The 23,553-nt window shown below is 71.1% G+C and carries 22 protein-coding genes and 1 tRNA gene; 8 read left to right on the top strand and 15 right to left on the bottom strand.

The annotated features are described in order from the left end of the window. Window positions 1–12: 12 nt before the first annotated feature. Window positions 13–432, bottom strand: coding sequence for a type II toxin-antitoxin system VapC family toxin (locus J2W45_RS02395; RefSeq protein ID WP_310128717.1), 420 nt, complete (start codon window positions 430–432; stop codon window positions 13–15). After that, window positions 429–674, bottom strand: coding sequence for a type II toxin-antitoxin system Phd/YefM family antitoxin (locus J2W45_RS02390; protein WP_310128715.1), 246 nt, complete (start codon window positions 672–674; stop codon window positions 429–431). Before J2W45_RS02390 ends, J2W45_RS02395 begins: the two co-directional genes overlap by 4 nt. Window positions 675–829: 155 nt before the next feature. On the opposite strand from J2W45_RS02390, the gene hpaH reads away from it, so the two are divergent. From hpaH to hpaD, 6 genes are all read left to right on the top strand, one after another. Then, window positions 830–1,633, top strand: a complete 804-nt coding sequence (gene hpaH / locus J2W45_RS02385; RefSeq protein ID WP_396427053.1) for a 2-oxo-hept-4-ene-1,7-dioate hydratase — start codon at window positions 830–832, stop codon at window positions 1,631–1,633. After that, window positions 1,618–2,430: an HpcH/HpaI aldolase family protein gene (locus J2W45_RS02380; protein WP_310128711.1), complete on the top strand. Its 813-nt coding sequence runs from the start codon at window positions 1,618–1,620 to the stop codon at window positions 2,428–2,430. The genes hpaH and J2W45_RS02380 overlap by 16 nt, the downstream gene beginning before the upstream one ends. A gap of 84 nt (window positions 2,431–2,514) precedes the next feature. Further along, a complete protein-coding gene (locus J2W45_RS02375; protein WP_310128710.1) occupies window positions 2,515–3,948 on the top strand; it encodes a fumarylacetoacetate hydrolase family protein in 1,434 nt (477 codons plus the stop codon). Further along, complete coding sequence (locus J2W45_RS02370) at window positions 3,930–4,613, top strand: GntR family transcriptional regulator (protein ID WP_310128708.1); 684 nt, start codon at window positions 3,930–3,932, stop codon at window positions 4,611–4,613. The genes J2W45_RS02375 and J2W45_RS02370 overlap by 19 nt, the downstream gene beginning before the upstream one ends. A gap of 26 nt (window positions 4,614–4,639) precedes the next feature. Then, window positions 4,640–6,187 (top strand): 5-carboxymethyl-2-hydroxymuconate semialdehyde dehydrogenase, encoded by a 1,548-nt coding sequence (hpaE, locus tag J2W45_RS02365; RefSeq protein ID WP_310128707.1) that lies wholly within the window; start codon window positions 4,640–4,642, stop codon window positions 6,185–6,187. Between the two features lie 44 nt (window positions 6,188–6,231). Continuing rightward, window positions 6,232–7,365 carry a 3,4-dihydroxyphenylacetate 2,3-dioxygenase gene (gene hpaD, locus J2W45_RS02360; RefSeq protein WP_310128706.1) on the top strand — a complete coding sequence of 378 codons (1,134 nt, stop codon included), beginning with the start codon at window positions 6,232–6,234 and terminating at the stop codon, window positions 7,363–7,365. A gap of 105 nt (window positions 7,366–7,470) precedes the next feature. Here the strand turns inward: hpaD and J2W45_RS02355 are convergent, their stop codons facing one another. The 4 genes from J2W45_RS02355 to J2W45_RS02340 all read right to left on the bottom strand — a co-directional run bounded on the left by J2W45_RS02355 (window position 7,471) and on the right by J2W45_RS02340 (window position 11,882). After that, window positions 7,471–8,598 (bottom strand): FAD-dependent oxidoreductase, encoded by a 1,128-nt coding sequence (locus tag J2W45_RS02355; RefSeq protein ID WP_310128705.1) that lies wholly within the window; start codon window positions 8,596–8,598, stop codon window positions 7,471–7,473. A gap of 42 nt (window positions 8,599–8,640) precedes the next feature. Next, window positions 8,641–8,979, bottom strand: a complete 339-nt coding sequence (locus J2W45_RS02350; RefSeq protein WP_310128703.1) for a hypothetical protein — start codon at window positions 8,977–8,979, stop codon at window positions 8,641–8,643. Window positions 8,980–9,020: 41 nt separating this feature from the next. Beyond that, window positions 9,021–9,410 (bottom strand): VOC family protein, encoded by a 390-nt coding sequence (locus J2W45_RS02345; protein ID WP_310128702.1) that lies wholly within the window; start codon window positions 9,408–9,410, stop codon window positions 9,021–9,023. 120 nt (window positions 9,411–9,530) lie between these two features. Further along, window positions 9,531–11,882 carry a cell wall-binding repeat-containing protein gene (locus J2W45_RS02340; protein ID WP_310128701.1) on the bottom strand — a complete coding sequence of 784 codons (2,352 nt, stop codon included), beginning with the start codon at window positions 11,880–11,882 and terminating at the stop codon, window positions 9,531–9,533. A 170-nt stretch (window positions 11,883–12,052) separates the two neighbouring features. Here J2W45_RS02340 and J2W45_RS02335 point away from each other — a divergent pair, with 170 nt between their 5' ends. After that, entirely contained in the window at window positions 12,053–12,382 is a 330-nt protein-coding gene (locus J2W45_RS02335; RefSeq protein WP_310128699.1) for a ferritin family protein, read from the top strand. Window positions 12,383–12,450: 68 nt separating this feature from the next. Here the strand turns inward: J2W45_RS02335 and J2W45_RS02330 are convergent, their stop codons facing one another. The 9 genes from J2W45_RS02330 to J2W45_RS02290 form a co-directional block, all read right to left on the bottom strand. Continuing rightward, window positions 12,451–14,523 carry a S53 family peptidase gene (locus J2W45_RS02330; RefSeq protein WP_310128697.1) on the bottom strand — a complete coding sequence of 691 codons (2,073 nt, stop codon included), beginning with the start codon at window positions 14,521–14,523 and terminating at the stop codon, window positions 12,451–12,453. Window positions 14,524–14,779: 256 nt separating this feature from the next. Continuing rightward, window positions 14,780–14,851: transfer RNA gene (locus J2W45_RS02325), tRNA-Gln, on the bottom strand. Window positions 14,852–14,908: 57 nt separating this feature from the next. Next, window positions 14,909–15,901 carry an NAD(P)/FAD-dependent oxidoreductase gene (locus tag J2W45_RS02320; protein ID WP_310128695.1) on the bottom strand — a complete coding sequence of 331 codons (993 nt, stop codon included), beginning with the start codon at window positions 15,899–15,901 and terminating at the stop codon, window positions 14,909–14,911. A gap of 11 nt (window positions 15,902–15,912) precedes the next feature. Then, on the bottom strand, window positions 15,913–17,430 hold the full coding sequence (gene gltX / locus J2W45_RS02315; RefSeq protein WP_310128694.1) for a glutamate--tRNA ligase: 1,518 nt from the start codon (window positions 17,428–17,430) through the stop codon (window positions 15,913–15,915). 24 nt (window positions 17,431–17,454) lie between these two features. Then, window positions 17,455–18,240, bottom strand: coding sequence for a fumarylacetoacetate hydrolase family protein (locus J2W45_RS02310; RefSeq protein WP_310128693.1), 786 nt, complete (start codon window positions 18,238–18,240; stop codon window positions 17,455–17,457). Continuing rightward, window positions 18,237–19,100, bottom strand: a complete 864-nt coding sequence (locus tag J2W45_RS02305; RefSeq protein ID WP_310128692.1) for a ketopantoate reductase family protein — start codon at window positions 19,098–19,100, stop codon at window positions 18,237–18,239. The genes J2W45_RS02310 and J2W45_RS02305 overlap by 4 nt, the downstream gene beginning before the upstream one ends. A gap of 3 nt (window positions 19,101–19,103) precedes the next feature. Then, window positions 19,104–20,234 carry a branched-chain amino acid aminotransferase gene (locus J2W45_RS02300; RefSeq protein WP_310128690.1) on the bottom strand — a complete coding sequence of 377 codons (1,131 nt, stop codon included), beginning with the start codon at window positions 20,232–20,234 and terminating at the stop codon, window positions 19,104–19,106. 25 nt (window positions 20,235–20,259) lie between these two features. Further along, window positions 20,260–21,315: a 3-isopropylmalate dehydrogenase gene (locus tag J2W45_RS02295; protein ID WP_310128689.1), complete on the bottom strand. Its 1,056-nt coding sequence runs from the start codon at window positions 21,313–21,315 to the stop codon at window positions 20,260–20,262. Between the two features lie 75 nt (window positions 21,316–21,390). After that, window positions 21,391–22,926, bottom strand: a complete 1,536-nt coding sequence (locus J2W45_RS02290; protein ID WP_310128687.1) for an MFS transporter — start codon at window positions 22,924–22,926, stop codon at window positions 21,391–21,393. Between the two features lie 59 nt (window positions 22,927–22,985). Between J2W45_RS02290 and J2W45_RS02285 the strand changes: the two genes are divergently transcribed. Continuing rightward, window positions 22,986–23,549 carry a TetR/AcrR family transcriptional regulator gene (locus J2W45_RS02285; RefSeq protein ID WP_310128685.1) on the top strand — a complete coding sequence of 188 codons (564 nt, stop codon included), beginning with the start codon at window positions 22,986–22,988 and terminating at the stop codon, window positions 23,547–23,549. Window positions 23,550–23,553: the final 4 nt, after the last annotated feature.

Raw genomic sequence — 23,553 nt, 5'->3', positions numbered from 1 at the left:
GACCTCGTTGGCTCAGGAGCCGGCGGACCAGGGGTCGAAGAGGGGAACACCGAAGGCCTCGAAGTCGCGCACATTCCGGGTCACGACCACCAGATTTGCGACTTCGGCCGTCGCCGCGATGAGGGCGTCGCGCTCCGGCCGCGGATCGGGAACGTGATACGCCGCCGCGACCCCCGCGATCTCGTGGTCTACTGGCAGGATTCGCTCCCCGAAGGTCAGTTGCACGTCGTCCACCCACCGTCGCAGATCCGCACCCTGCGCAGGGTCGGAGTGTTCCTTCTGCGCTGTGCCCAGCTCGATCTCGAACATGGTCATCGCCGAGATGTACAGCGAGTACGGGTTCTGCAGTTCCAGCCAGCGGATGACGGCCGGGTCCGCCCGATCGGGGCGCCGAGTGGCCGAGAGCGCGACCGTGTCCAGGAGCCACTTCACAGGTCGATCGCTTTCGATTCGATGTGGGCCGGCGGGAACTCCATGTCGAAGTCTCCTCGCTCGTCCTGTCTCAGCATGTCGACGATGCTGCGGACTCCACCGGTCAGCTGCTGATACTCCGCGTAGGTCAGCAGGACGAACGACGGCTCACCACGATCGGTGATGATGAGCGGCTCCGTGGTGGCGCTCCGCTTGGCCGCCGAGGTGTCTTGGTTGAACTCCCGCGCCGTGATGATGGCCATCCCGCCTCCTCCGATGTAGCTACGTAGGATCATACCCGCCAGCCTGAGCGCGCGCCCCGAATCGGTCGGGCTATGAAGGCATTTGCGAGCGCGCGCCTGGCCGAGGTGTACAGGAAGATATACGATCCACTCGGGGCCTTCCGCCCCCTCCTCCGATGTCGAAGGGACTCCGAGTGCTCGATCGCCCGACCATCCAGGCCATCGCCGACGAACTCGCCGCCGCCGAGCGCGACCGCACGACCGTCCCGCTTCTGACCGCGCGCCACCCGGACATGACGGTCGAGGACTCCTACGCCGTCCAGCGCCTCTGGGTCGAGCGCGGGCTCGCCGAGGGGCGCAGACTCGTCGGCCGCAAGATCGGCCTCACCAGCAAGGTCATGCAGCAGGCGACCGGGATCACCGAGCCCGACTACGGTGCGATCTTCGCCGACATGGTCTACGAGACCGGGTCCGTCATCCCGTTCGAGCAGTTCTCGAACGTGCGCATCGAGGTGGAACTCGCCTTCGTGCTCGCCGAGCCGCTCGCGGGCCCCGACGTCACCCTGTTCGACGTGCTGGATGCGACCAAGTACGTCGTCCCGGCGCTCGAGATCCTGTCGTCCCGCATCGAGATGCAGGGCCGCACGATCGTGGACACGATCTCCGACAACGCCGCGATGGGCGGCATGGTCGTCGGCGGCCGCCCGGTCGCGGTGGATGCCGTCGACCTGCGCTGGGTCTCGGCGCTGCTCTACCGCAACGAGACGATCGAGGAGTCGGGTGTCGCCGCGGCCGTCCTCGACCATCCCGCCACCGGCGTCGCCTGGCTCGCGAACAAGCTCGCCCAGCACGGCACGCGCCTGGAGGCCGGGGACATCGTCCTCGCCGGGTCGTTCACGCGCCCGATGTGGGTCGAGCGCGGGGATACCGTCCACGCCGACTACGGAACCCTGGGAGCCGTGACATGCCGATTCGTCTAAACCCGACGCCCACCTTCGCCGACCGCCTGAAGCAGGCGGATCGCACCCTGTACGGGATGTGGTCCTGCGCCGGCAGCCCGCTCGTCGCGGAGATCTGCGCGGGCAGCGGGCTCGACATCGTGCTGATCGACGGCGAGCACTCCCCCGTGAACCTGGAGTCGATCCTGGCCCAGCTGCAGGCCGTCGCGCCGTACCCGGCCGTGCCGGTCGTCCGCGCTCCGTTCGGCGACACGGTGATCCTCAAGCAGCTGCTCGACCTGGGCGCGCAGAACATCCTCGTGCCGATGGTCGACAGCGTCGCGCAGGCGGAGGCGATGGTCCGCGCCGTCCGCTACCCGCCGCACGGTGTGCGCGGCGTGGGCAGCGCGCTGGCCCGCTCGTCGCGCTGGAGCCGCATCCCGGACTACCTGGCACGGGCGAGCGACCTCGTGTCGCTGACCGTCCAGATCGAGACGACCGACGGACTGGAAGCGGCCGCGGACATCGCCGCGGTCGACGGTGTGGATGCGCTGCTCGTGGGCCCCGCGGACCTGGCCGCGTCGATGGACCTGCTCGGCCAGCAGAACCACCCCGACGTCGTCGCCGCCGTGGAGCGCGTGATCGAGGCCGGCCTCGCGGCGGGCACACCGGTCGGGGTGAACGCGTTCGACCCGGCCACCGCGGAACGCTACGCCGCGGCGGGCGCCGCCTACGTGCTCGTCGGAGCGGACGTGACCCTGCTCGCCCGAGCCTCCGAAGCACTCGCCGACCGCTTCGTCGGGGCCTCCCCCGACGCCCCGGCTGCCGCATCCTATTGAGCACATTGCACGCCCTGCACGGATCGTATATCATTTCGAATACGGTCCACCCGACCGATCCCCGACGTTGAGGAGCCACCACCCGTGACGGACATCCCCCGGCCCGGCAAGATCATCGCGGTGCACCTGAACTACCGCTCGCGCGCTGCGCAGCGCGGCCGCACCCCCGCCCAGCCCTCCTACTTCTTCAAGCCGTCGTCCTCCGTGGCCGCCACCGGCGGCGAGCTCGAGCGTCCGGCCGGCACCGAGCTGCTGGCCTTCGAGGGCGAGATCGCCCTCATCGTGGGACGGGCGGCCCGCCGCGTCTCCCCCGAGGACGGCTGGTCCGTCATCTCGGGCGTGACCGCTGCGAACGACTTCGGCCTCTACGACCTGCGCGCCGCCGACAAGGGGTCCAACGTCCGCTCCAAGGGCGGCGACGGCTTCACCCCCCTCGGCCCGGACGTCCTGCCGGCCGGCGAGCTCGACCCGGCCGCACTCCGCGTCCGCACCTGGCTGAACGGGGAGCTGGTGCAGGAGGGCACGACCGACGACCTGCTCTTCCCGTTCGGCCGGCTCGTCGCCGACCTCTCGCAGCTGATGACCCTGGAGCCCGGCGACGTGATCCTCACCGGCACCCCCGCCGGCTCGTCCGTCACGGCGCCCGGTGACACGGTCGAGGTCGAGGTGGATGCGCCCAGCGCCCCGGGCGCGCCGAGCACCGGCCGCCTGGTGACGCACATCACCGAGGGCACCATCCCGTTCGGCGACTTCGGCACGAAGCCCAGCGTCGACGACCTCCAGCGCGCCGAGGCCTACGGCACGCAGCCCGAACCCGCCTGGACGCTCACCGACGAGCTGCGCGCGAAGCTCAACAGCGTCGCCACCGCCACCCTCAGCTCGCAGCTTCGCAAGCGCGGCCTCGACAACGTCTCCATCGACGGCCTCACCTCCACGCGGCCCGACGTGCGCGTGGTGGGCACGGCCCGCACCCTCCGTTACGTGCCGAACCGCGAGGACCTCTTCCGTTCGCACGGCGGCGGCTACAACGCTCAGAAGCGCGCGTTCGATGCGGTCGGCCCCGGCGAAGTGCTCGTCATCGAGGCGCGCGGCGAGCGCGGCAGCGGCACCGTCGGCGACGTGCTCGCCCTGCGCGCGCAGGTCAACGGCGCCGCCGCGATCGTCACCGACGGCGGCGTGCGCGACCTCGCCGTGGTCGCCTCCCTCGACATCCCGACCTACCACAACGGCCCGCACCCCGCGGTGCTCGGCCGCAAGCACGTCCCCTGGGACACCGACCTCACCATCGCGTGCGGCGGCGCGACCGTGCAGCCCGGCGACGTGATCGTGGGCGACGCGGACGGCCTCCTGGTCATCCCGCCCACCCTGGTCGAGGAGGTCGTCGCCGACGCGATCGAGCAGGAGCGCGAAGAGGAGTTCATCGCCGAGCAGGTCGCCGCGGGCCACCCGGTCGACGGGCTGTTCCCGATGAACGCCGAGTGGAGAGAGAGGTACCGCGCATGGTCGACGCAGCACTGAAGCAGGCGTCCCCGAGCAAGTCGCAGCTCGCCTACGACTTCATCCGCACGCGCATCGACGACGGCCGGTACGTCTCCGGGTTCCGCCTGGTGCTCGGACAGATCGCCGGCGAGCTCGACATCAGCGTCGTCCCGGTCCGGGAGGCCATCCGGCGGCTGGAGGCGGAAGGGCTGGTGACGTTCGAGAAGAACGTCGGCGCCCAGGTCGCCCTGCTGCAGGAGGCCGAGTACACGTACACGATGGAGACCCTCGCACTCGTGGAGGGCGCGGCGACCCGGATGTCCGCTCCCCTGCTGGACGGCGACCACATCGAGCGCGCCCGGATGATCAACCGCGAGATGATCGCGTGTCTCGACGACTTCATCCCCCACCGGTTCACGCAGCTGAACCAGGAGTTCCACGCGGTGCTGTTCGAGGAGTGCCCGAACCCGCACATCCTCGACCTCGTGCACCGCGGCTGGAACCGCCTGACCGTGCTGCGCGACTCCACCTTCAGCTTCGTGCCCGGCCGCGCCCGCGAGTCGGTCGACGAGCACGAGCAGATCCTCGCTCTGATCGAGTCCGGCGCCGATCCGCTGGACATCGAGCTCGCCGCCCGCAGCCATCGGCTGGCGACCCTCGATTCGCTGCACGCGTACCAGAGCGAGCACAAGCAGCAGCACTGACCGCATCCACCGACAGGAGGCCGCGCATGGCGCAGCACCACATCCCCGAGAACCTTCCCGACCGCATCCAGCACTTCATCGACGGCCGCTTCGTCGACAGCGTATCGGGCAAGACCTTCGACGTGCTCGACCCGGTGTCGAACGAGGTCTACGTGCAGGCGGCCGCCGGGCAGAAGGAGGACATCGATCTCGCCGTCGCCGCGGCCACCCGCGCCTTCCGCGAGGGTCCATGGCCCCGGATGAAGCCGCGCGAGCGCGCCCGGGTGCTGAACCGGATCGCCGACGCGGTCGAGGCTCAGGATGCGCGGCTCGCCGAGCTCGAGACCTTCGACACCGGCCTGCCGATCACCCAGGCGCTGGGGCAGGCGCAGCGCGCTGCCGAGAACTTCCGCTTCTTCGCCGACCTCATCGTCGCGCAGGCGGACGACGCGTACAAGGTGCCCGGCAGTCAGCTGAACTACGTGAACCGCAAGCCGATCGGCGTGGCCGGGCTCATCACGCCCTGGAACACCCCGTTCATGCTGGAGAGCTGGAAACTCGCCCCGGCTCTCGCGACCGGGAACACCGTCGTGCTGAAGCCCGCCGAGTTCACGCCGCTCTCCGCGAGCCTGTGGGCGGAGATCTTCCGGGCGGCCGGCGTTCCCGACGGCGTCTTCAACCTCGTCAACGGTCTCGGCGAGGAGGCCGGGGATGCGCTGGTGAAGCACCCGGACGTGCCGCTCATCTCGTTCACCGGCGAGAGCCGCACCGGCCAGATCATCTTCGCGAACGCCGCGCCGTTCCTGAAGGGGCTCTCGATGGAGCTGGGCGGCAAGTCCCCCGCCGTCGTCTTCGCCGACGCCGACCTCGACGCCGCCATCGACTCGACGCTGTTCGGCGTCTTCTCGCTGAACGGCGAGCGGTGCACGGCTGGTTCGCGCATCCTCGTCGAGCGTCCGGTCTACGACGAGTTCCTCGAGCGGTACGCCGAGAGGGCGAAGCACATCGTCGTCGGCGACCCGCACGACCCGAAGACCGAGGTCGGCGCGCTCGTGCACCCCGAGCACTACGAGAAGGTCATGTCGTACGTCGAGCTCGGCAAACAGGAGGGCCGGCTGCTCGCGGGCGGCGGCCGCCCGGAGGGCCTGGACCACGGCAACTACGTGGCGCCGACCGTCTTCGCCGATGTCGCCCCCGACGCCCGGATCTTCCAGGAGGAGATCTTCGGACCGGTCGTCGCCATCACCCCGTTCGACACCGACGACGAGGCGCTGGAACTCGCCAACGGCGTGCGCTACGGCCTCGCCGCGTACATCTGGACCAGCGACCTGGAGCGCGCGCACACCTTCGCCCAGAACGTCGAGGCCGGAATGGTGTGGCTGAACTCGCACAACGTCCGCGACCTCCGCACGCCGTTCGGCGGGGTGAAGGCGTCGGGCCTCGGGCACGAGGGCGGCTATCGATCCATCGACTTCTACACCGACCAGCAGGCGGTCCACATCACGCTTGGCCCCGTCCACACCGCCCGGTTCGGCGCCACGGCGCACCAGCCCGAGGAGGCCGCCGAGGCGGCCGAGGACGCCGGCGACGCCTGACCTCCCCGTACCGACCCACACTCAGCGCAGAGAAGAGCACCACCATGACCATCACCCCCGGCGCGCCCGAGCCCATCGTGACCGCAGCCGATCCGATTCCGGCCCCCACCGACCGCATCCCGACGCCGAAGGCGACTCCGCCGGACGTCGTCCGCTGCGCGTACATGGAGCTCGTCGTCACCGACCTCGCGGCCAGCCGCGAGTTCTACGTCGACGTGCTCGACCTCGTCGTGACCGAGGAGGACGAGAACACCGTCTACCTGCGGTCGTTCGAGGAGTTCATCCACCACAACCTCGTGCTGAGAAAGGGCCCGGTGGCGGCCGTCGCGGCGTTCTCGTACCGCGTGCGCACGCCCGAGGACCTGGGCCGCGCCGTGGAGTTCTACACCGAGCTCGGCTGCCGGGTGGAGCGTCGCAGCGAGGGGTTCACGAAGGGCATCGGCGATTCGGTCCGCGTCGAGGACCCGCTCGGCTTCCCGTACGAGTTCTTCTACGAGGTGGAGCACGTGGAGCGTCTGGCGTGGCGCTATGACCTCTACACGCCGGGTGCGCTGGTCCGGCTCGACCACTTCAACCAGGTCACACCGGACGTCCCGCGTGCCGTGAAGTACATGGAGGACCTCGGCTTCCGCGTGACCGAGGACATCCAGGACGAGCACGGCACGACCTACGCCGCGTGGATGCGCCGCAAGCCCACCGTGCACGACACCGCGATGACCGGCGGCGACGGCCCGCGGATGCACCACGTCGCGTTCGCCACGCACGAGAAGCACAACATCATCGCCATCTGCGACAAGCTCGGGGCTCTGCGCCGCAGCGACTGCATCGAACGGGGGCCGGGCCGTCACGGCGTCTCGAACGCGTTCTACCTGTACCTCCGCGACCCGGACGGTCACCGCGTGGAGATCTATACGCAGGACTACTACACGGGCGACCCGGACAACCCCGTCGTCACCTGGGATGTGCACGACAACCAGCGCCGCGACTGGTGGGGCAACCCGGTCGTGCCGTCCTGGTACACGGAGGCGTCGACCGTCCTCGACCTCGACGGGAACCCGCAGCCGCTGACCACGCGCACCGACGACTCCGAGATGGAGGTCACGATCGGGGCGGACGGCTTCTCGTACACCCGCAAGGAGGACGAGCCCCGGGGCTTCAAGCTCGGCGCTCAGGTCTGACGGGCCCGGGCCCGGGAGCCCTTCTGCCGCTGTTCGTCACGTTTGCGGCCGTTCGCGCACACGCGGACGCGACGAATCGGCGCAGTCGTCCGGGCCGAGCCGCGCTCACGCGTCGGGCGACGCGACCGCGAGGCGGAAGCGCGGTTCGGCGGGCTCGCCGTCCAGCGCGAGGCGGCTCAGGATGTCGCCGAGCGCTGGACCGAACTTGAAGCCGTGGCCCGAGAACCCGGTCGCGACGACCACCGGGCCGACGCGGTCGAGCACGAAGTCCTCCGACTCCGTGCTGTCGTAGAGGCAGCTGATGCCCTCCGGACGCGTGGCGTCGACGCCGGGCACCCACTCCGCGACGTACTCCTGCAGGCGGCCGAGCCGTGTGGGGTCGATGGTCCGGTCGCGCCGGTCGGGGTCGACGGCCGGTCCGGTTCCGTGGAAGCCCACCTTCACACCCTCCCCCGGAGTCAGCAGCCCGTAGACGCTGGGCGAGCCGTCGGCGGTGGGATGGTGCACGAAGCTCGGCCACCTGCTCTCGTCGTGCGCGGGACCGGGCCGCAGGGGGAAGTGCGCCGGCTGCTCCTCGGTGACGGTGACCGTCGGGATCGTGACGCCGTTCGCGGCCAGCCAGGGACGGACGAGCTCGGGCGTCCACGAACCGGCGGCCACCACGACCCGGTCGGCCGTGTGCGTTCCGTCGGAGGCGGTCACGGCCACAGCGTCACCGTCCGGATCGATCCCGGAGGCCCGCACGCCGAACCGTAGTCGCGCGCCGGCAGCCTCCGCAGCGTCGAGCAGCGCATCCACCGCGTCCGCCGCACGCAGCCGGCCACCGCCCGGGCTGAACAGCACCCTCTCCTCGAAGCGCAGCCCCGGCCAGCGACCGGCCGCCTCGGCGCCGGTGAGCCACTCGTAGGGCAGCTCGGCCGCATCCTGCGCCTCTGCGATCGCCGAGAGCGCCTCGGGGTCGCCGTGGTCGACGGCGCCGGTGCGGTCGAAGATCCGCCGCCCGGAGGTCCGCTCCAGGTGCTTCCAGCCGTCCAGGGCGCGGACGGAGAGCGCCACGTAGTCCTGCTCGGCGTACCCGTGCCGGAAGATCCGCGTGGCGCCGTGCGACGATCCGCGGTCGTGCCCGCGTTCGAACGCCTCCAGCAGGAGGACAGATGCGCCGGCGCGCGCCAGCGACCAGGCAGCCGAGGCGCCGACGACTCCGGCGCCGATGACGATCACGCTGGGGGCCATCCCGCCACCCTATCGGTGGGGCCGGACCCGCCGCGGTCGCAGCTAGTGCGACCCGAGCTGCGAGTCCACCAACGAGTACCCGCCGTTGGGGTTGCGCGAGGGCTCCGGCTCGCCGAAGCGCGGGTTCGCCTTGCCCGGGAGGCTCTCCACCGGCACGTGCAGGCGGCGCGCCGTGACGGCGGCCACCAGAGCCGCCGCGAGCAGCAGGGCACCGGCCGCGACGAGCAGCCAGCCGACGGCGTCACCCCGGGTGAGCAGCACGACGCCCCACGGCCCGGTCATCCACGCCCCGGCACCCGCAAGGATCGCGAGTACCACGAGGAGCACGACCCTCCGGCGCCGCCGCTGAACCTTCTCGAACTCCGCCATCAGTGCGCTCATACGCCACCCCCTGTCCGCAGCCTAGTGGCGCGGCAACCGTGTCAGGAAGCCTCGACGACCTCGAACCGGTTCCCGTCCTGATCGTGGGCGGCGAACATCGCCGGGACGCCGGGCCATCGCAGCAGCTCGCCGACGGTGACGCCCTGGCGCTCCAGGGCGGCGTGGGCGACCCCCGCATCCCGCGCGGCGAAGCGCACGCCCGTCTCGACGCCGGCGGGCGCCTCGTCGCTCGCCCGCACCAGCGAGACCGAGACCGGGGACCCGGGAGGCGCGAGCATGATCCAGCGGCCGCCCGTCTGCGGGAGAGGCGCATCCACCCGGACCTCGAACCCGAGCACGTCGCGATAGAAGGCGAGCGCCCGGTCCTGATCCGCGACCGGGATGCCGATCGTGCTGACGCCGACGATGCCGGCTCCGTCCGTGTCCGTCATGGCCGACATCCTGCCGCATCCGGTGCTGCCGCATAAGCCAGCGGTGACGGCACGGCGATGCCGCACATCCTCACCCGCGAGTGACGATGTGCGGCATCCCGTGTGCTGCTGCCGACCGGCTCAGTGCCCCGCGTCGCCGTGCGTGCGCGGGTTGACCGGGAGCGTCGGCGCGACCGGGTGGTCGTACGTCACCGAGCCGCTCGCGGAGCCGCCGCTCTTCTTGGCCACCACCGGAGCGAGGGCCGGGTAGGCCGGCGCCACGATCGACGCGCCGCCGCAGCTCGTGAGACCCGCCACCTCTGGCGCGAGCACAGACGTGCCTCCGACCAGGGTGACGTTGGTCGCCCCCAGGAAGAAGATGTCGTCGAGCGTGCGCTGCGGCACGCAGCCGCCGAGGGTGATGAAGAGCGGAGAAGCGCTCTTGCCCGACCAGGCGGACGCACCGAGGGCGTCCGGGAAGTTGAGCCCGTTGGCCAGGATGACGCGGTTGCTGCTGGCGAACGCCGTCTCGACGATCTGCTGCGACGAGTCGAAGCGGTCGACGCCCGCCAGGTGCAGCACCGTGCCGAAGTGCGCGAAGTCGGCGACCAGGGACGGCGACATGACGGCCGAGCCGCCGATGACGACGATGTGGGTCGTGCCCAGGTCGTGCAGCAACTGCGCCGTCGCCGGGTCCACCGAGGTCGCGTTCCCGTTCACCAGGAGCAGCGGTGCGTGGAGGCTGCCCGCCGCGCCGCCCGCGCTCAGCGAGTCGGGGAAGTTGAGACCGGTCGACACGTACACGGTCGGCGCCGAGGTGAAGCTGTGCCGGATGACCGCCTGCGACGTGCCGAACCGGTCGCCGCCGTAGACCCGCTTGACGTCGGTCGAGAGCCCGCGCAGCGTGGTGAGGACGTCGTCGCTCACCACGGCCGGTCCGCCGACCACGACGATGTGAGCGGGATGCAGCCGCGCGATCTCGTCGGAGACCGACGCGGGCAGGTAGCCGGGAGCGGTCAGGAGGAGCGGGCCGGAGTCCTGCGCGGCGGCGGGCCCGCCCGAGAGCGCGTCGGGGAACGAGATGCCGTTGGCGACGTAGACGGTGCCGACGGTCGCCGGGTCGGGGTAGGCGGCCTTCGACACCTCGACGGAGGTGGCGAACCGGTCGCTGCCGGCCGTCCGGTTCACGGTGACCACCCGGAGGGTGTAGGTCTGCGTGACGGACTCGCCGTTGCTCGGCACGGTCGCCGTCAGGTCGAAGGTGTACGAGCCGGGGGTGGTGGCCGTGCCGGAGATCGTGTCGCTGTTCAGCGTCAGACCCGGAGGAAGGGACCCGTTGGTCACCGCGAAGGTCAGCGGCGACGCGTCGATCGACCAGCTCGAGATCTGCTGCGAGTAGGGCGAGCCCGTCGGGACGACGCCGGAGACGCTGCCGAGGAACGACACCGGCTCCCAGAGGCCGGTCACCGCAGCGCCGGAGCCGTAGATCACGGTGTTCGTGAAGACGTCGGCCACGATGTCGGTGGTGAGCACGTACGCGCCCAGGGTGCTGCTCCAGGTGCGGATGGCGCCGTTCTCGGTGTTGATGCGGAACACCTGGTTGGCGTTGCGTCCGATCACCGTCTGCGTCGTCGGGTCGATCCCGAGGGCCGAGACGCCGTGGCCGAAGCCGCTGGGCACGGCGATCGGCGAACCGAGCGCCTTGCCGGCGCCGTCCACGACCATGACGCTGTCGGAGTCCAGGGATCCGAGGTACGCCCGGTGGTGGTCCGCGTCGACGGTGAGCGCCAGCGGGGCCGCGGGGAGCGGCACCGTGCCGGTGACCGACCCAGCAGCCTCGTCGACGAGGACGACCGACGGTCCCGCGGCGTTCACGACGTAGAGCAGGCCGGCCTGGGAGTCCACGCCGATGCGGAAGGCGGTGCCGCCGACCGTGATGGCCGTGCCGAGGGCGAGCGTCGTCTCGTTCACCGGGACGACCGTGCCGAGGGTCCCCGTCGTGACGAACACCTTCCCGGTCGTGTGGTCGACGACGAGGTCGCGGGGGTTGCCGGGGATCGGGACGGAACCCGTCACGGAGTTCGTGCGCTCGTCGATCCGCGACAGGACACCGGTGGCCGGGTCCAGCGTCCACACCAGGGCACGGGTGGCGTCGGCGTCGATCTGCCGGTTATTGGTGTTGGGGAGGCTGACCGTGTCGACGGTGCTGCCGTCCATCTCGTTCAGGATGGCGACGCCGCTGTCGATCGCGGCGAAGGCCTGGGCCGTGTACGAGTCGATGGCGACATCGGTGACCGAGATCCCGATGGCGGCCGAGAACGCCACCTCGTAGGAGGCGGTGCCCGGCGTGGCCGATGCGGGGAGGCTGACGGCGGCCACTCCGGCCATCGTCAGAGCGGCGACGGCGACGCCGGCGACGACGCGATGGCGGCGGCGCGGCGGAGCCGTCTGCGAGTGTTCGGGGATACGGACGGCGGCGGCGCGATCACGCACGGGCGGCTCACTTTCGAATGCGGCCCGCTGTGATGATGCGAGCATCCTGCTCAGTCAAAACCATCCGGCCGGTTTCGCTCTACCCCAGTACGAGGGGCACCCCCTGCGGGGCTCGCTCTCTTGCCGTGCCGGCTCTCCCGGCATTGGATGGGCCCGACGAAGGGAGATCCATGTCCACGGATCAGTATCACGAGCCCCCGAGCGAACTCAGCGCGGAGACACGGACGTTCGCACGGATGTGCGCCAGCCTCTCGGAGGAGGCGGAGGCGATCGGCTGGTACGAGCAGCGCATCGCCGTTGAGCAGGATGAGGTCGCCCGCGCGATCATGCTCGACTCGCTGGCGGAGGAGTACAAGCACTTCAGCATGGAGCTCGAGTTCCTGCTCCGGGCGAAGCCCCAGTGGCGCGAGACCGCCCAGGGCATCCTCTTCCAGGACGGCGACATCGTCCAGCACGGCGAGGAGGCCGAGGAGGCCGCCGAGGACGCACCCGCTTCGTGACCCACGCCTGAGCAGCACGTCGTGCGCCCCTCCTGTCGGGAGGGGCGCACGACGTGCTGGGATGCGCGCTACTTCGTGATGCCGGCGAAGAACGCGGCGCCGTTCGGCGTCCCGACTCCGGTGGCCGTGTCGTAGCCCTTCGTGCTGTGGAGGGTCTGGTTCGGCTCCTCCTGCGTGCGCAGGCTGTAGCTCAGACCGCCCGCAGCGCTCTCGCTGTCGACATAGTTGACGCGCAGCACCGACGGCAGCGGGGACTGCACGGTGGTGCCGAACATGTCGGCCTGGTCGACGTCGTAGAACGCCGAGCCTCCCGCCGAGTACGCCGCGTAGATCCGCGGGTTCAGGAACCCGAGCGGCGCGCCGGCCACCTGGTTCGCGACCGCCGCCATGCCCGCGGTGAGCGGAGCCGCGACCGACGTGCCGCCGATGCGGTACTCGTCGTAGTAGGTGCCGTTGCTGAACGCCTGGGTCTGACCGACGAGGAGGCCCGTGTTCGGATCCGCCAGCGCGCTGATGTCAGGAACCAGGCGTCCCGACGCCGCACCCACGGCCGCCGCCTGGTAGGCGGGCTGCGCGAAGATGCGGCTCACGCCACCGCCACCGCCGCCGTTGAACGTGCCGGGCAGCGGCGACGCGAAGGTGCCGTCGAGCTCGTACGGGGCGCTGGACATGTGGTCGGTCGGCGTCGGGTTGACCGCGTCGAGCCCGGTCTGCCAGCCGACCTCGAACGAGCGCTTCCAGCCGGTGTTGTTCAGCGGGGACGCCGGGTCGTCGATGGCCGCGTACGTCAGGCCCGACGGGGCGGCCGTCGGAACGACGGAGGCGGAGCTGCCGCCGACCGCCGTCACCCACGGGCTGTCGGCGTAGAAGTCCACCGTCGGCGTCCCGAACGAACCGACCTCGTCGCCGCTGTCGCCGCTGGAGACGAACACGCCGACCCCGGTCGCTGCGGCCTCGATGAAGGTGTTGTTGAGGCTGTTGATGAAGCCCTGCGGCACCGCCTCACCGGCGAACCCGTAGCTGATCGAGAGGATGCTCGCCAGGTGCTTGTCCACGATGTCGTTGACCGAGGCGTCGAAGTCCTGCCGCGCGTTCGCGGAGGCGACGTACAGCAGTTCGGCTCCCGGGGCCGTCGTGTGGATGGCCTCGGCGTCGAGCGTCTCCTCGCCGTAGTAGTCCCCCGGCACCTGCTGCGGCGTGTCCGGGTGCTTGTACACACCGGGCGCGACCAGCTGGGTGATCTTGGGAGCGGGCAGGTTGTGGAGGCTGCTGTACTTCGTCACGTCCTGGACGAGCGTGGGGCTCGCGTTGGCGCCGACGAAGGCGACGGTCTGGCCGGAGCCGTTCGCGGCGACCTGGTCGAGGCCGTACAGCCCGCGCACCTGGGCGGGCGTGTAGCCGCACGGAGCGATGGGCTTCGTGCTGGTCCCGTACGCCGGGGCGTTCGGCATGGCCACCGTCTTCTCGCCGTACCAGAGCGAGCAGGGCTGCCCGGCGCGGAAACCGGCCGAGGGGGCGCCGTGGTTCTGCTTCGGGCTGTTGCCGTTGCCGTCGGTGCTCGTCGGCTGGATAAGCGACGCGCCCTGGTCGAGCCCGGCCACGCTCTCCACGATGCCGGCCAGCGACGCCGGGACGGTGACGGCCGACTCGGGTGCCCGCAGGGTGGTCCCGAACGCGCTGTACTCGCCGAGGGTGACGCCGAACGCGCTCTGCGCCTGGGCGACGGTTCCCTCGGCCGACACGTAACGGTTGTTGCTGGGAGTGTCCACGATGCTGAAGCCTGCGCTGCGCAGGAACTGCTGCACCGCCACCACGCTCGACTGGCTCGGCGCGAACTTCTGCCGGAACGCCTGCGGCGTGAGGAACTTGCGGTAGCTGGACGAGCCGGGGGTCGAGACCGCGAGTGCGGTCTGCGCCGCGGCGGAGGCGTTCTGCCACGGGAGGTATACCCGGAGGTCGACCGTGTCGGTGGCGGGCGCGGCGGAGCGGAGCGCCTTCGCGTTCGCCCACGCCGGCTGACTGCCGGGCAGGGCACTGCGGCCTGATGCCGCAGCGGCCGGTGTCGCGGCTGCCGCGACAAACAGAAGGGCCGCGCCGGCGGTGACGGCTGCGGCCCTGAGGGTTCTCGATGTGGTGCGCACGGATGTCCTTTCATCGATGCGGGATTGCGCTAGTGGCGCAGGTCAATCCAACGCCCTCACACGAGCCGGAACAACAATGCGGCCCCTGAGAGTCCGTACAGGAACGCTGCCGCCCGTCCCCCGCATCCGCCGAGGTGCACGTCGTTGTGCCCGACACGCCGCGCGGGTGCGCAACAAGGTGCACTTCGGCGAAGGGAGGGTTTCCGGACAGCAGAAAACCCCGGTCAGGACCGGGGTTTCGACGGGATTTCTACTGCTGGGGTACCTGGACTCGAACCAAGAACAACTGAACCAGAATCAGCCGTGTTGCCAATTACACCATACCCCACTGCTTCGGACCGCGGCCCGGGCACGAGAACCAACTCTAGCCTACCCGCGGCGCGGACTACAAAACGGCGGCGCCGTCCAGCGCGAGCCCGATGAGGTCGCGGTTGACGGCCGCGGCGACGACCGCGCCGGAGCCTGCGGCGACGATCAGCTGCTGCGGTCCGGGCGCCGTCGTCTCCCCCGCCGCGTACACGCCGGGCAGCGAGGTGCGGCCCTGCGCGTCCGTGACGAGGTAGCCCTCGTCGTCGCGGTCGAGGTCGAGGGCGTCGGCGAACGCCAGCGCCGGCGACCACACCGGGCGGATGAACCCGCCGGCCCGCTCGATCACGGTTCCGTCCTCGAGACGGACGCCCGTCATGACGCCCTTCTCACCGACGACGTCGTCGATGCGGCGACGGTCGACCCGCACGCCGAGCTGGGCGAGCGTCCGCTCCTCGTCGGCGTCGACGGCCTCGGCGGCGTTCGTGAAGACGATCAGGTCGTCAGTCCACTGGGTGAGCAGCAGCGCGCGCTCGGCGAGGTCGGGCGTCTCGCCGATCAGCGCGAGCGGCTGCCCGGCCGACTCGAAGCCGTCGCACTCGATGCAGCTGTGCAGCTGGGTGCCGTAGTAGGCGCGCAGGCTCGGGATGGACGGCATCGTCTCCGTGACGCCGGTCGCGATCACCACGGTGTCCGCGACCACATCGACATCGGCGCCGCCGCGAACGCCACGGCCCGTCACCCGGAAGCCGTCGCCCTCCACGGAGACCGCGCTCACCTGGGCGAAGACCACTGAGGCGTTCTCGTAGGCGTCGACCTCCTCGCGACCGAGGCGGCGGAGCTCCAGCGGCGACACCCCGTCGCGGGTGAGGAAGCCGTGCGCCAGCAGCGTCGCGGCGTGGCGCGGACGGTTGCCGTCCACCACGAGCACGCGCCGGCGCGCCCGAGCCAGGTTCAGTGCGGCCGACAGCCCTGCCGGACCACCGCCGATGACGACGACCTCGACCGACGCCCCCGACGCCCCCGACGCCCCCGACACCACCGACGCCTCGGACCCCGCAGCCCCCGGCATCCCGCTCATCCTTACGCCAGCGCCGCGGACAGCCGGTCGAGCCGCGCGACCGTCTCCGCCTTGCCGAGGATCTCCATGGACTCGAACAGCGGAGGCGACACCCGGCGGCCGGAGATCGCCACGCGCAGCGGGCCGAACGCGACCCGCGGCTTCAGCCCGAGCCCCTCGATCAGCGCGTCGCGCAGCGCGGACTCGATCGCGTCGTGCGTCCACTCGGCCTCGGGCACCAGCTCCAGCGCGCCGAGGGAGGCCGCGAGCACCTCGCCGGCGTTCGCCGGCAGGGAGGCGCGGGCGTCGTCCTCGACGACGAGCGAGGCTGCGTCCGTGAACAGGAAGCCGAGCATCCCGGGCGTCTCGCCGAGCAGCTGCACGCGCTCCTGAACGAGCGGCGCGGCCTCGGCGAGCACGGCGTGCTGCTCGGGCGTCAGCGGCTCCTGCACGACACCGGCGGCGGCCAGGTACGGGATGGTGCGCTCGGCGAAGTCGGCGACGTCGAGCAGGCGGATGTGGTCGCCGTTGATCGACTCCGCCTTCTTCAGGTCGAAGCGCGCCGGGTTCGGGTTCACGTTCTTCACGTCGAACGCGGCCACCATCTCCTCCAACGAGAAGACGTCGCGGTCGTGCGTGAGCGACCAGCCCAGCAGCGCCAGGTAGTTGACGAGCCCTTCGGGGATGAAGCCGCGGTCGCGGTGGTGGAACAGGTTCGACTCCGGGTCGCGCTTGGAGAGCTTCTTGTTGCCCTCCCCCATGACGTACGGCAGGTGGCCGAAGCGGGGCACGAAGGTCGTCACGCCCGCGTCGATCAGCGCGTGGTACAGCGCGATCTGGCGCGGCGTGGACGACAGCAGGTCCTCGCCGCGGAGCACGTGCGTGATGCCCATCAGCGCGTCGTCGACCGGGTTCACGAAGGTGTACAGCGGATGCCCGTTCGGGCGCACGACGACGAAGTCGCTGAACGACCCCGCCTTGAACGTGATCTCCCCGCGCACCAGGTCGTCGAAGCTCAGGTCGTCGTCCGGCACCCGGAGACGCAGCGCCGGCTGCCGGCCCTCCGCGCGGTACGCCGCCTTCTGCTCGTCGGTGAGGTCGCGCTCGAAGTTGTCGTAGCCGAGCTTCGGGTCGCGGCCGAGCGAGACGTTGCGCGCCTCGATCTCCTCGGCCGTGGCGAAGCTCTCGTAGATGTGGCCGGACTCGCGCAGCCGCTCGACGAGGTCGCGGTAGATGTCGTACCGCTGCGACTGGCGGTAGGGCCCGTCCGGGCCGCCGACGTCGACGCCCTCGTCCCAGTCGAGGCGCAGCCAGCGCAGCGCCTCGAGGATCAGCTGGTAGCTCTCCTCGCTGTCGCGGGCCGCGTCGGTGTCCTCGATGCGGAAGATCAGCTTGCCGCCGGTGTGCCGGGCGTAGGCCCAGTTGAACAGGGCCGTGCGGATCAGCCCGACGTGGGGCGTGCCGGTCGGCGACGGGCAGAAGCGCACGCGCACATCGGCGCCGGTGGCTTCGGAGAACGGGTGAGCGATCGAGTCAGACATACGACTCCGATCCTACCGGTGGGGCTACTTCGGGGCGCGCACCGGATTGACCAGCGAACCGACGCCGTCGATCTCCACCTCGACCGTGTCGCCGGCCTTCATCGGGCCGATGCCCGACGGCGTCCCGGTGAGGATCACATCCCCCGGCAGCAGCGTGAACACGCTCGACGCGTAGGCGATGATCGACGGGATGTCGTGCACCATGTCCGAGATCGGCGCCTCCTGCTTCAGCTCGCCGTTGAGGCGCGTGCGCAGCACGGCGTCGGGCGCCAGGTCGGTCTCGATGACGGGCCCGAGCGGGCAGAAGGTGTCGAAGCCCTTGGCGCGGGTCCACTGGCCGTCCTTCTCCTGAAGGTCGCGGGCGGTGACATCGTTGGCGACGGTGTAGCCGAAGATGTGCTGGGCGGCGTCCTCGCGGCGCACGTTGCGGGCGATCGTGCCGATCACCACGGCCAGCTCTCCCTCGTAGTCGACGCGCGACGACTGCGGCGGGACGACGATCGGGTCGCCGAGGCCGATGACCGAGGTGTTGGGCTTCAGGAACAGCAGCGGCTCTCCCGGCGCCTCCCCGCCCATCTCGGCGGCGTGCTCGCGGTAGTTCTTGCCGACGGCGACCACCTTCGACCTCGGGATGACCGGTGCGAGCAGCGAGCCGACCTTGCCGAGCGGAACGCGCTCCCCCGTGGTGTCGAAGCCGACGAACATCGGGTCCCCGGCGAGCACGACGAGGGCGTCGTCGTCGACGATGCCGTAGTCGATCGCCGGGGTGCTCTGGCCGTCGCGGGTGTGGCTGAATCGTGCGATCTTCACGCGTTCGAGCCTAGCGCCGTGACGATGCGGGTGAGCGCGGGCGTCGGGATGCCGTGGCGGTCGCCGATCCGCAGGAGCGCGCCGCCGATCGCGTCGAGCTCGTTCGGCGCGTCGGCCGCGAGGTCCTCCTGCAGCGAGGTTCGCATCCCGCCGGGAACGCTCCGCAGCGCGCGGATGAGATCGAGCTCCGACGCCGGGACGCCCTCGGCCGCCGAGCACGCGACGACCTCGGCGACGACCGCCTCCGTGAGCTCCGGGTCCTCGCTGAGCGCCGCACCGGCGGGCTGCCGCCAGTACGAGGTGAGCAGCGCCAGCGATGCGAGCAGCCGGAACTTGGCCCACAGCACCTCGGCCTCGGTGCCGCCGACCCGGACGCTCGGCCCGGCCGCGGCGAGGGCGCCCACGGCTGCGAACCCGGCCGCCGCCTCCGGCGCCTCGATGCGGACGAACGGGCTCCGGTGGTCGATCACGGTGGTGGATGCGCGCAGCGCGGACACCGCGACGGACGCGCCCGCGACCGGGACGCCGGGCAGCGCCGCCCGCAGCGGAGCCATGTGTTCGACGCCGTTGAGGAAGGACACGACCTCGGCGGGGCGTGCGGCGACGATGCCGGGCAGCACATCCTGCAGCCCGTACGCCTTGGTCGCCAGGATCACGCTCGCGCCCGCAGGCACCTCCGTCTCGGCGCGCACCGGCCGCACGGCGTCGCCGAACAGCTCGCTGCGCACCTCGATGCCGTCGCGGCGGATCGCCTCGACGGTCGCCGGGCGCCCGACGGCGACGACCTCCTCGTCCGCGCGCTGCAGCAGCCAGGCGAACAGCCCGCCGACGGCGCCCGGCCCGACGACCGCGAAGACCATCCCTTACGCGTCCAGGCGGTACATCCAGTTGTGGCGGTCGCGCTGACGGCCGTACTGGATGTCGGTGAGCTCCTGGCGCAGCGACATCGTCAGCTCGCCCGGAGGGGCGGTGATGTCGCCGACGGTGAAGGTGTCGGACTTCAGCTCGCCGATCGGGGTGATCACCGCGGCCGTGCCGCACGCGAACACCTCGACGATGTCGCCCGACTCGACGCCGTCGCGCCACTCGTCGATCGTCACGCGGCGGCGCTCGACGTTGTGACCGCGGTCGCGGGCCAACTGGAGCACCGAGTCTAGGGTGATGCCCTCCAGGATGCTGTCGGAGTCGGGGGTCACCAGCGTGCCGTCCTTGCGGACGAGCACCACGTTCATCCCGCCGAGCTCCTCGATGTACTTCCCCTCGACCGAGTCGAGGAACAGCACCTGGGCGCAGCCGTGCTCGTAGGCCTCCGCCTGGGGCAGCAGGCTCGACGCGTAGTTGCCTCCGGTCTTCGCCGCGCCCGTTCCGCCCTTGCCGGCGCGCGACCAGTGGTCGGAGAGCCAGATGGACACCGGTGCGACGCCGCTCGGGAAGTACGCGCCGGCGGGGCTCGCGATCAGGTAGTACGCCACCTTGTTGGCGGGGCGCACGCCGAGGAACGCCTCCTTGGCGAACATGAACGGCCGCAGGTACAGGCTGGTCTCCGGAGCGTCCGGCACCCAGTCGCCGTCGACCGCGATGAGCTGCTTCAGCGAGTCGAGGAAGTGCTCGACGGGCAGTTCGGGGAGGGCCAGGCGGTACGCCGAACGCTGCATGCGGGCGGCGTTCGCCTCGGGGCGGAAGCCCCAGATCGAGCCGTCCTCGTGGCGGTACGCCTTGAGGCCCTCGAAGATCTCCTGCGCGTAGTGGAAGACCGCGGCGGAGGGCTCGAGCTGGATCGGACCGTACGGGGAGACCCGCGGCCGGTGCCAGCCGCCCTTGGCCGACCAGCAGATGTCGACCATGTGGTCGGTGAAGAAGTTGCCGAAGCCCGGGTTGGCGAGGATCTCCGCGCGCGCGGCGGCGTCGCGCGCCGCCTCGTTGCGGGTGACGTTCCAGAGCAGGCCGGAGGTCTCGGTGGGGCCGCTGGTGAGAGAGATGCTGGTCGAGGTCATGACAGGTCCTTTGTGCGACGGTGGATCAATTCTGCGCCACTCGGGCGGCGATGGCGTCGCCGATCTCGGCGGTCGTTCGCGCAGCGCCTGTGCGGGCGGCGAGGTCGGCGGTCACCGCGTGCTCGACCCGCTCGGCGAGCTCCGACTCGCCGAGGTGGCGGAGCAGGAGCGCGGTGGAGAGGATCGCGGCGGTGGGGTCGGCCTTCTGCTGGCCGGCGATGTCGGGGGCCGATCCGTGAACCGGCTCGAACATGCTCGGAAAGGCCCCGGCCGGGTTGATGTTGCCCGAGGCCGCCAGCCCGATGCCGCCGCTGATCGCGGCCGCGAGGTCGGTGAGGATGTCGCCGAAGAGGTTGTCCGTGACGATCACATCGAATCTAGCAGGATCCGTCACCAGGAAGATGGTCGCGGCGTCGACGTGGAGGTAGTCGACGGTCACACCGTGGTGCTCGGCGGCGACCGCATCCACGATCCGCTTCCAGAGCGAGCCGGCGAAGGTCAGCACGTTGGTCTTGTGCACAAGGGTGAGCTTCTTGCGCCGCCGCTCCGCCTGCTGGAACGCGTAGCGGACCACGCGCTCGACGCCGTAGGCGGTGTTGACCGACACCTCGTTCGCGACCTCCTGCGGCGTTCCGGCCCGGATGGCCCCGCCGTTCCCGACGTACGGTCCCTCGGTGCCCTCGCGCACCACGACGAAGTCGACCTCGCCCGGGTTCGCGAGCGGGCTGGCGATCCCCGGGAAGAGCGTGGTCGGACGCAGGTTGACGTAGTGGTCGAGCGAGAAGCGGAGCTTCAGCAGCAGCCCGCGCTCGATGTTCGCCCCGGCGAGCCGAGGGTCGCCCGGCGTTCCGCCGACCGCGCCGAGGAGGATGGCGTCGTGGGTGGAGATCGCCTCGAGGTCCTCGTCCGTCAGCACGTCGCCGGTCGCGAGGTACCGGTCGGCCCCGAGCGAGAAGTGCGTCTTCTCGAACGCGAGGCCGCCGTCCGCCGTCACCGCGTCCAGCACCTTCACCGCCTCGGCGATGACCTCCGGACCGATCCCGTCACCGGGGATGACGGCGAGCTTGACGGTACGCGACATGGGACTCCTCGCTGATGGATGCGGAACCGGTAGGTACTGCCACCCTATCGCCGCGTCCCGGGTCCGCCCTCCGGCTCAGGACCGCACGTGCCGGAGCGTCACGAGCGCGACGACCGCCGCGGTGGCGACCAGCCCGATCCCGATGACCGCCGTGACGCCGACCCCGCTGTCGAAGGCGGCGCGCGCCGAGGCGAGCAGCTGCTCGGCGAGCGGCCCCGGGAGAGCGCCTGCAACAGACACGGCGCCGCCCAGGGTCTCCCCCGCCGCGTCCGCCTGCGCGGCCGTCAGGCCCTCGGGCACGACCAGCGCCGCACGATACGACGCCGTGATCAGCGTGCCGAGCGTCGCCGTGCCGAGAACCGCACCCAGCTCGTAGGCGGTCTCGGAGACCGCCGACGCTGCGCCGGCCTTCTCGACGGGCGCGGTCGAGATGACGAGCTCGTTCGAGACGGTCTCGGCCGCTCCGATCCCCGCACCGAGGAGCACGAAGGATGCGAGCAGGATGCTCCAGGGCGCCCCGCCGCCGGTGAGTGCGACCAGCAGGTACCCGCCGGCCGAGAGCGTGAGGCCGCCGGCGATCACGAACCCCGGCCGCACCCGCCGGGCCACAGGGACGACCAGCAGTCCGGAGACGATCATCGTGAGGAGCCCGGGGAGCAGCACCAGCCCGGACTGCAGCGGCGTCAGCCCGATCACGAGCTGCAGGTGCTGCGAGACGAAGAACAGGAACCCGACGAGCGAGATCACGCTGAGCAGGTTGACGACGACCGCCCCGCTGAACGCCGGCCGCGTGAAGAGCCGCATGTCGAGCATCGGCACGGGACGCCGGAGCTGCCGGCGCACGAACAGCGCGCCGGATGCGATGCCCACGACGATCGCCGCCACGGAGAGCGCAGAGAACCCGTCGACCGCGAGCGTCTTGATGCCGTAGACGATCGGCGCCATCGTCAGCAGCGAGAGCACGATGCCGAGCGCATCCACGGGCCCCGGAGCCGGATCGCGCGACTCGCGCACCAGCAGTGGGGCGAGCACCAGCAGCGGGATGAGCACGGGCACCGCGAGCAGGAAGACGGAGCCCCACCAGAAGTGCTCCAGGAGGAGCCCGCCGACGATCGGGCCGAGTGCGGACCCGGCCGCGAAGCCGGCCGCCCAGATGGCGACGGCGAGCCGGCGCTGCTCCCGGTCGGAGAAGATACTGCGAAGGAGCGACAGCGTCGACGGCATGAGCATCGCGCCGAACACACCCAGCGCGGCGCGCGCCGCGATCAGGAGCTCGGCGCTCGGCGCGAACGCCGCCGCGGCCGAGACGGCGGCGAAGCCGGTGGCGCCGATCAGCAGCAACCGGCGGCGGCCGATGCGGTCTCCCAGGCTTCCCATCGCGACGAGGAGCCCGGCGAGGACGAGCGGGTACACGTCCACGATCCAGAGCATCCCGGTCGCGCTCGGTTCCAGGGCCTCGGAGATCGAGGGCAGGGCGAAGCTCAGCACCGTGTTGTCCACCGACACCAGCAGGGTGGGCAGCATCAAGACGGCCAGAGCCGCCCACGCACGACCGCCCGCGCGCGCCGGGACGTCGTGAGGCGTGACGGGACGGGTGACGGTCGAGGACATGCGTTTACTGTACCGTCTGGACGGTACAGTAGTCAACGTGTCCGGGCTACCATGGCCACATGCCGAGTGACGCGCCCGCCCCCTCCCGCTCCGCACGCGACCGCATCCTCGACGCCTTCGAGGAGCTGCTCGCCGAGCAGAGCGAGCGGGCGGCGACCCTCGACGCCGTCGCCGCCCGGGCCGGGGTGTCCAAGGGCGGCCTGCTGTATCACTTCGCCTCCAAAGAGGCGCTGGTCGACGGCGTGCTCGACCGCTTCTCCGCGCTCGTCGACGAGGACGTCGAGCGGATGCGGGCCGCGGAGGCCGGGCCGGTGGACTACTTCCTCCGCACCTCCATCCCGACCGACTCCCGCTTCGAGCGTGCCGTCATCGCGGTGGCCCGCCTCGCCCAGGCGGCGGACCCTCGCGCCCGGGACGCCCTCGCCGACGCCCAGCGCGTGTGGCTGGGCGCGCTCGAAGAGTCCGTGGGCGATCCTCTCGCTGCGCGCATGGTGATGCTCATCGGCGACGGGATGTACTACAACACCGCGCTCCTGCCCGCCGCGAACACGGTGCTCCGCGACGAGACCGACGTGGACCAGCTCATCGCGCTCGTGCAGAGGTTCGCGCACCCCGCCGAGTAGCGGC

Source organism: Leifsonia shinshuensis (assembly GCF_031456835.1).
GTDB lineage: Bacteria > Actinomycetota > Actinomycetes > Actinomycetales > Microbacteriaceae > Leifsonia > Leifsonia shinshuensis_C.
This window is presented reverse-complemented; position numbering and strand designations above follow the sequence as displayed.

Excerpts from the sequence above, each read along its gene's own strand:
- J2W45_RS02305 (WP_310128692.1), bottom strand. The coding sequence starts at position 19,100 with ATGGTCTTCGCGGTCGTCGGGCCGGGCGCCGTCGGCGGGCTGTTCGCC.
- J2W45_RS02390 (WP_310128715.1), bottom strand. The coding sequence starts at position 674 with ATGGCCATCATCACGGCGCGGGAGTTCAACCAAGACACCTCGGCGGCC.
- J2W45_RS02345 (WP_310128702.1), bottom strand. The coding sequence starts at position 9,410 with ATGACGGACACGGACGGAGCCGGCATCGTCGGCGTCAGCACGATCGGC.
- J2W45_RS02350 (WP_310128703.1), bottom strand. The coding sequence starts at position 8,979 with ATGAGCGCACTGATGGCGGAGTTCGAGAAGGTTCAGCGGCGGCGCCGG.
- hpaE (WP_310128707.1), top strand. The coding sequence starts at position 4,640 with ATGGCGCAGCACCACATCCCCGAGAACCTTCCCGACCGCATCCAGCAC.
- J2W45_RS02335 (WP_310128699.1), top strand. The coding sequence starts at position 12,053 with ATGTCCACGGATCAGTATCACGAGCCCCCGAGCGAACTCAGCGCGGAG.
- J2W45_RS02290 (WP_310128687.1), bottom strand. The coding sequence starts at position 22,926 with ATGTCCTCGACCGTCACCCGTCCCGTCACGCCTCACGACGTCCCGGCG.
- J2W45_RS02320 (WP_310128695.1), bottom strand. The coding sequence starts at position 15,901 with ATGCCGGGGGCTGCGGGGTCCGAGGCGTCGGTGGTGTCGGGGGCGTCG.
- J2W45_RS02285 (WP_310128685.1), top strand. The coding sequence starts at position 22,986 with ATGCCGAGTGACGCGCCCGCCCCCTCCCGCTCCGCACGCGACCGCATC.
- hpaD (WP_310128706.1), top strand. The coding sequence starts at position 6,232 with ATGACCATCACCCCCGGCGCGCCCGAGCCCATCGTGACCGCAGCCGAT.
- J2W45_RS02295 (WP_310128689.1), bottom strand. The coding sequence starts at position 21,315 with ATGTCGCGTACCGTCAAGCTCGCCGTCATCCCCGGTGACGGGATCGGT.
- J2W45_RS02370 (WP_310128708.1), top strand. The coding sequence starts at position 3,930 with ATGGTCGACGCAGCACTGAAGCAGGCGTCCCCGAGCAAGTCGCAGCTC.
- gltX (WP_310128694.1), bottom strand. The coding sequence starts at position 17,430 with ATGTCTGACTCGATCGCTCACCCGTTCTCCGAAGCCACCGGCGCCGAT.
- J2W45_RS02300 (WP_310128690.1), bottom strand. The coding sequence starts at position 20,234 with ATGACCTCGACCAGCATCTCTCTCACCAGCGGCCCCACCGAGACCTCC.
- J2W45_RS02355 (WP_310128705.1), bottom strand. The coding sequence starts at position 8,598 with ATGGCCCCCAGCGTGATCGTCATCGGCGCCGGAGTCGTCGGCGCCTCG.
- J2W45_RS02380 (WP_310128711.1), top strand. The coding sequence starts at position 1,618 with ATGCCGATTCGTCTAAACCCGACGCCCACCTTCGCCGACCGCCTGAAG.
- hpaH (WP_396427053.1), top strand. The coding sequence starts at position 830 with ATGTCGAAGGGACTCCGAGTGCTCGATCGCCCGACCATCCAGGCCATC.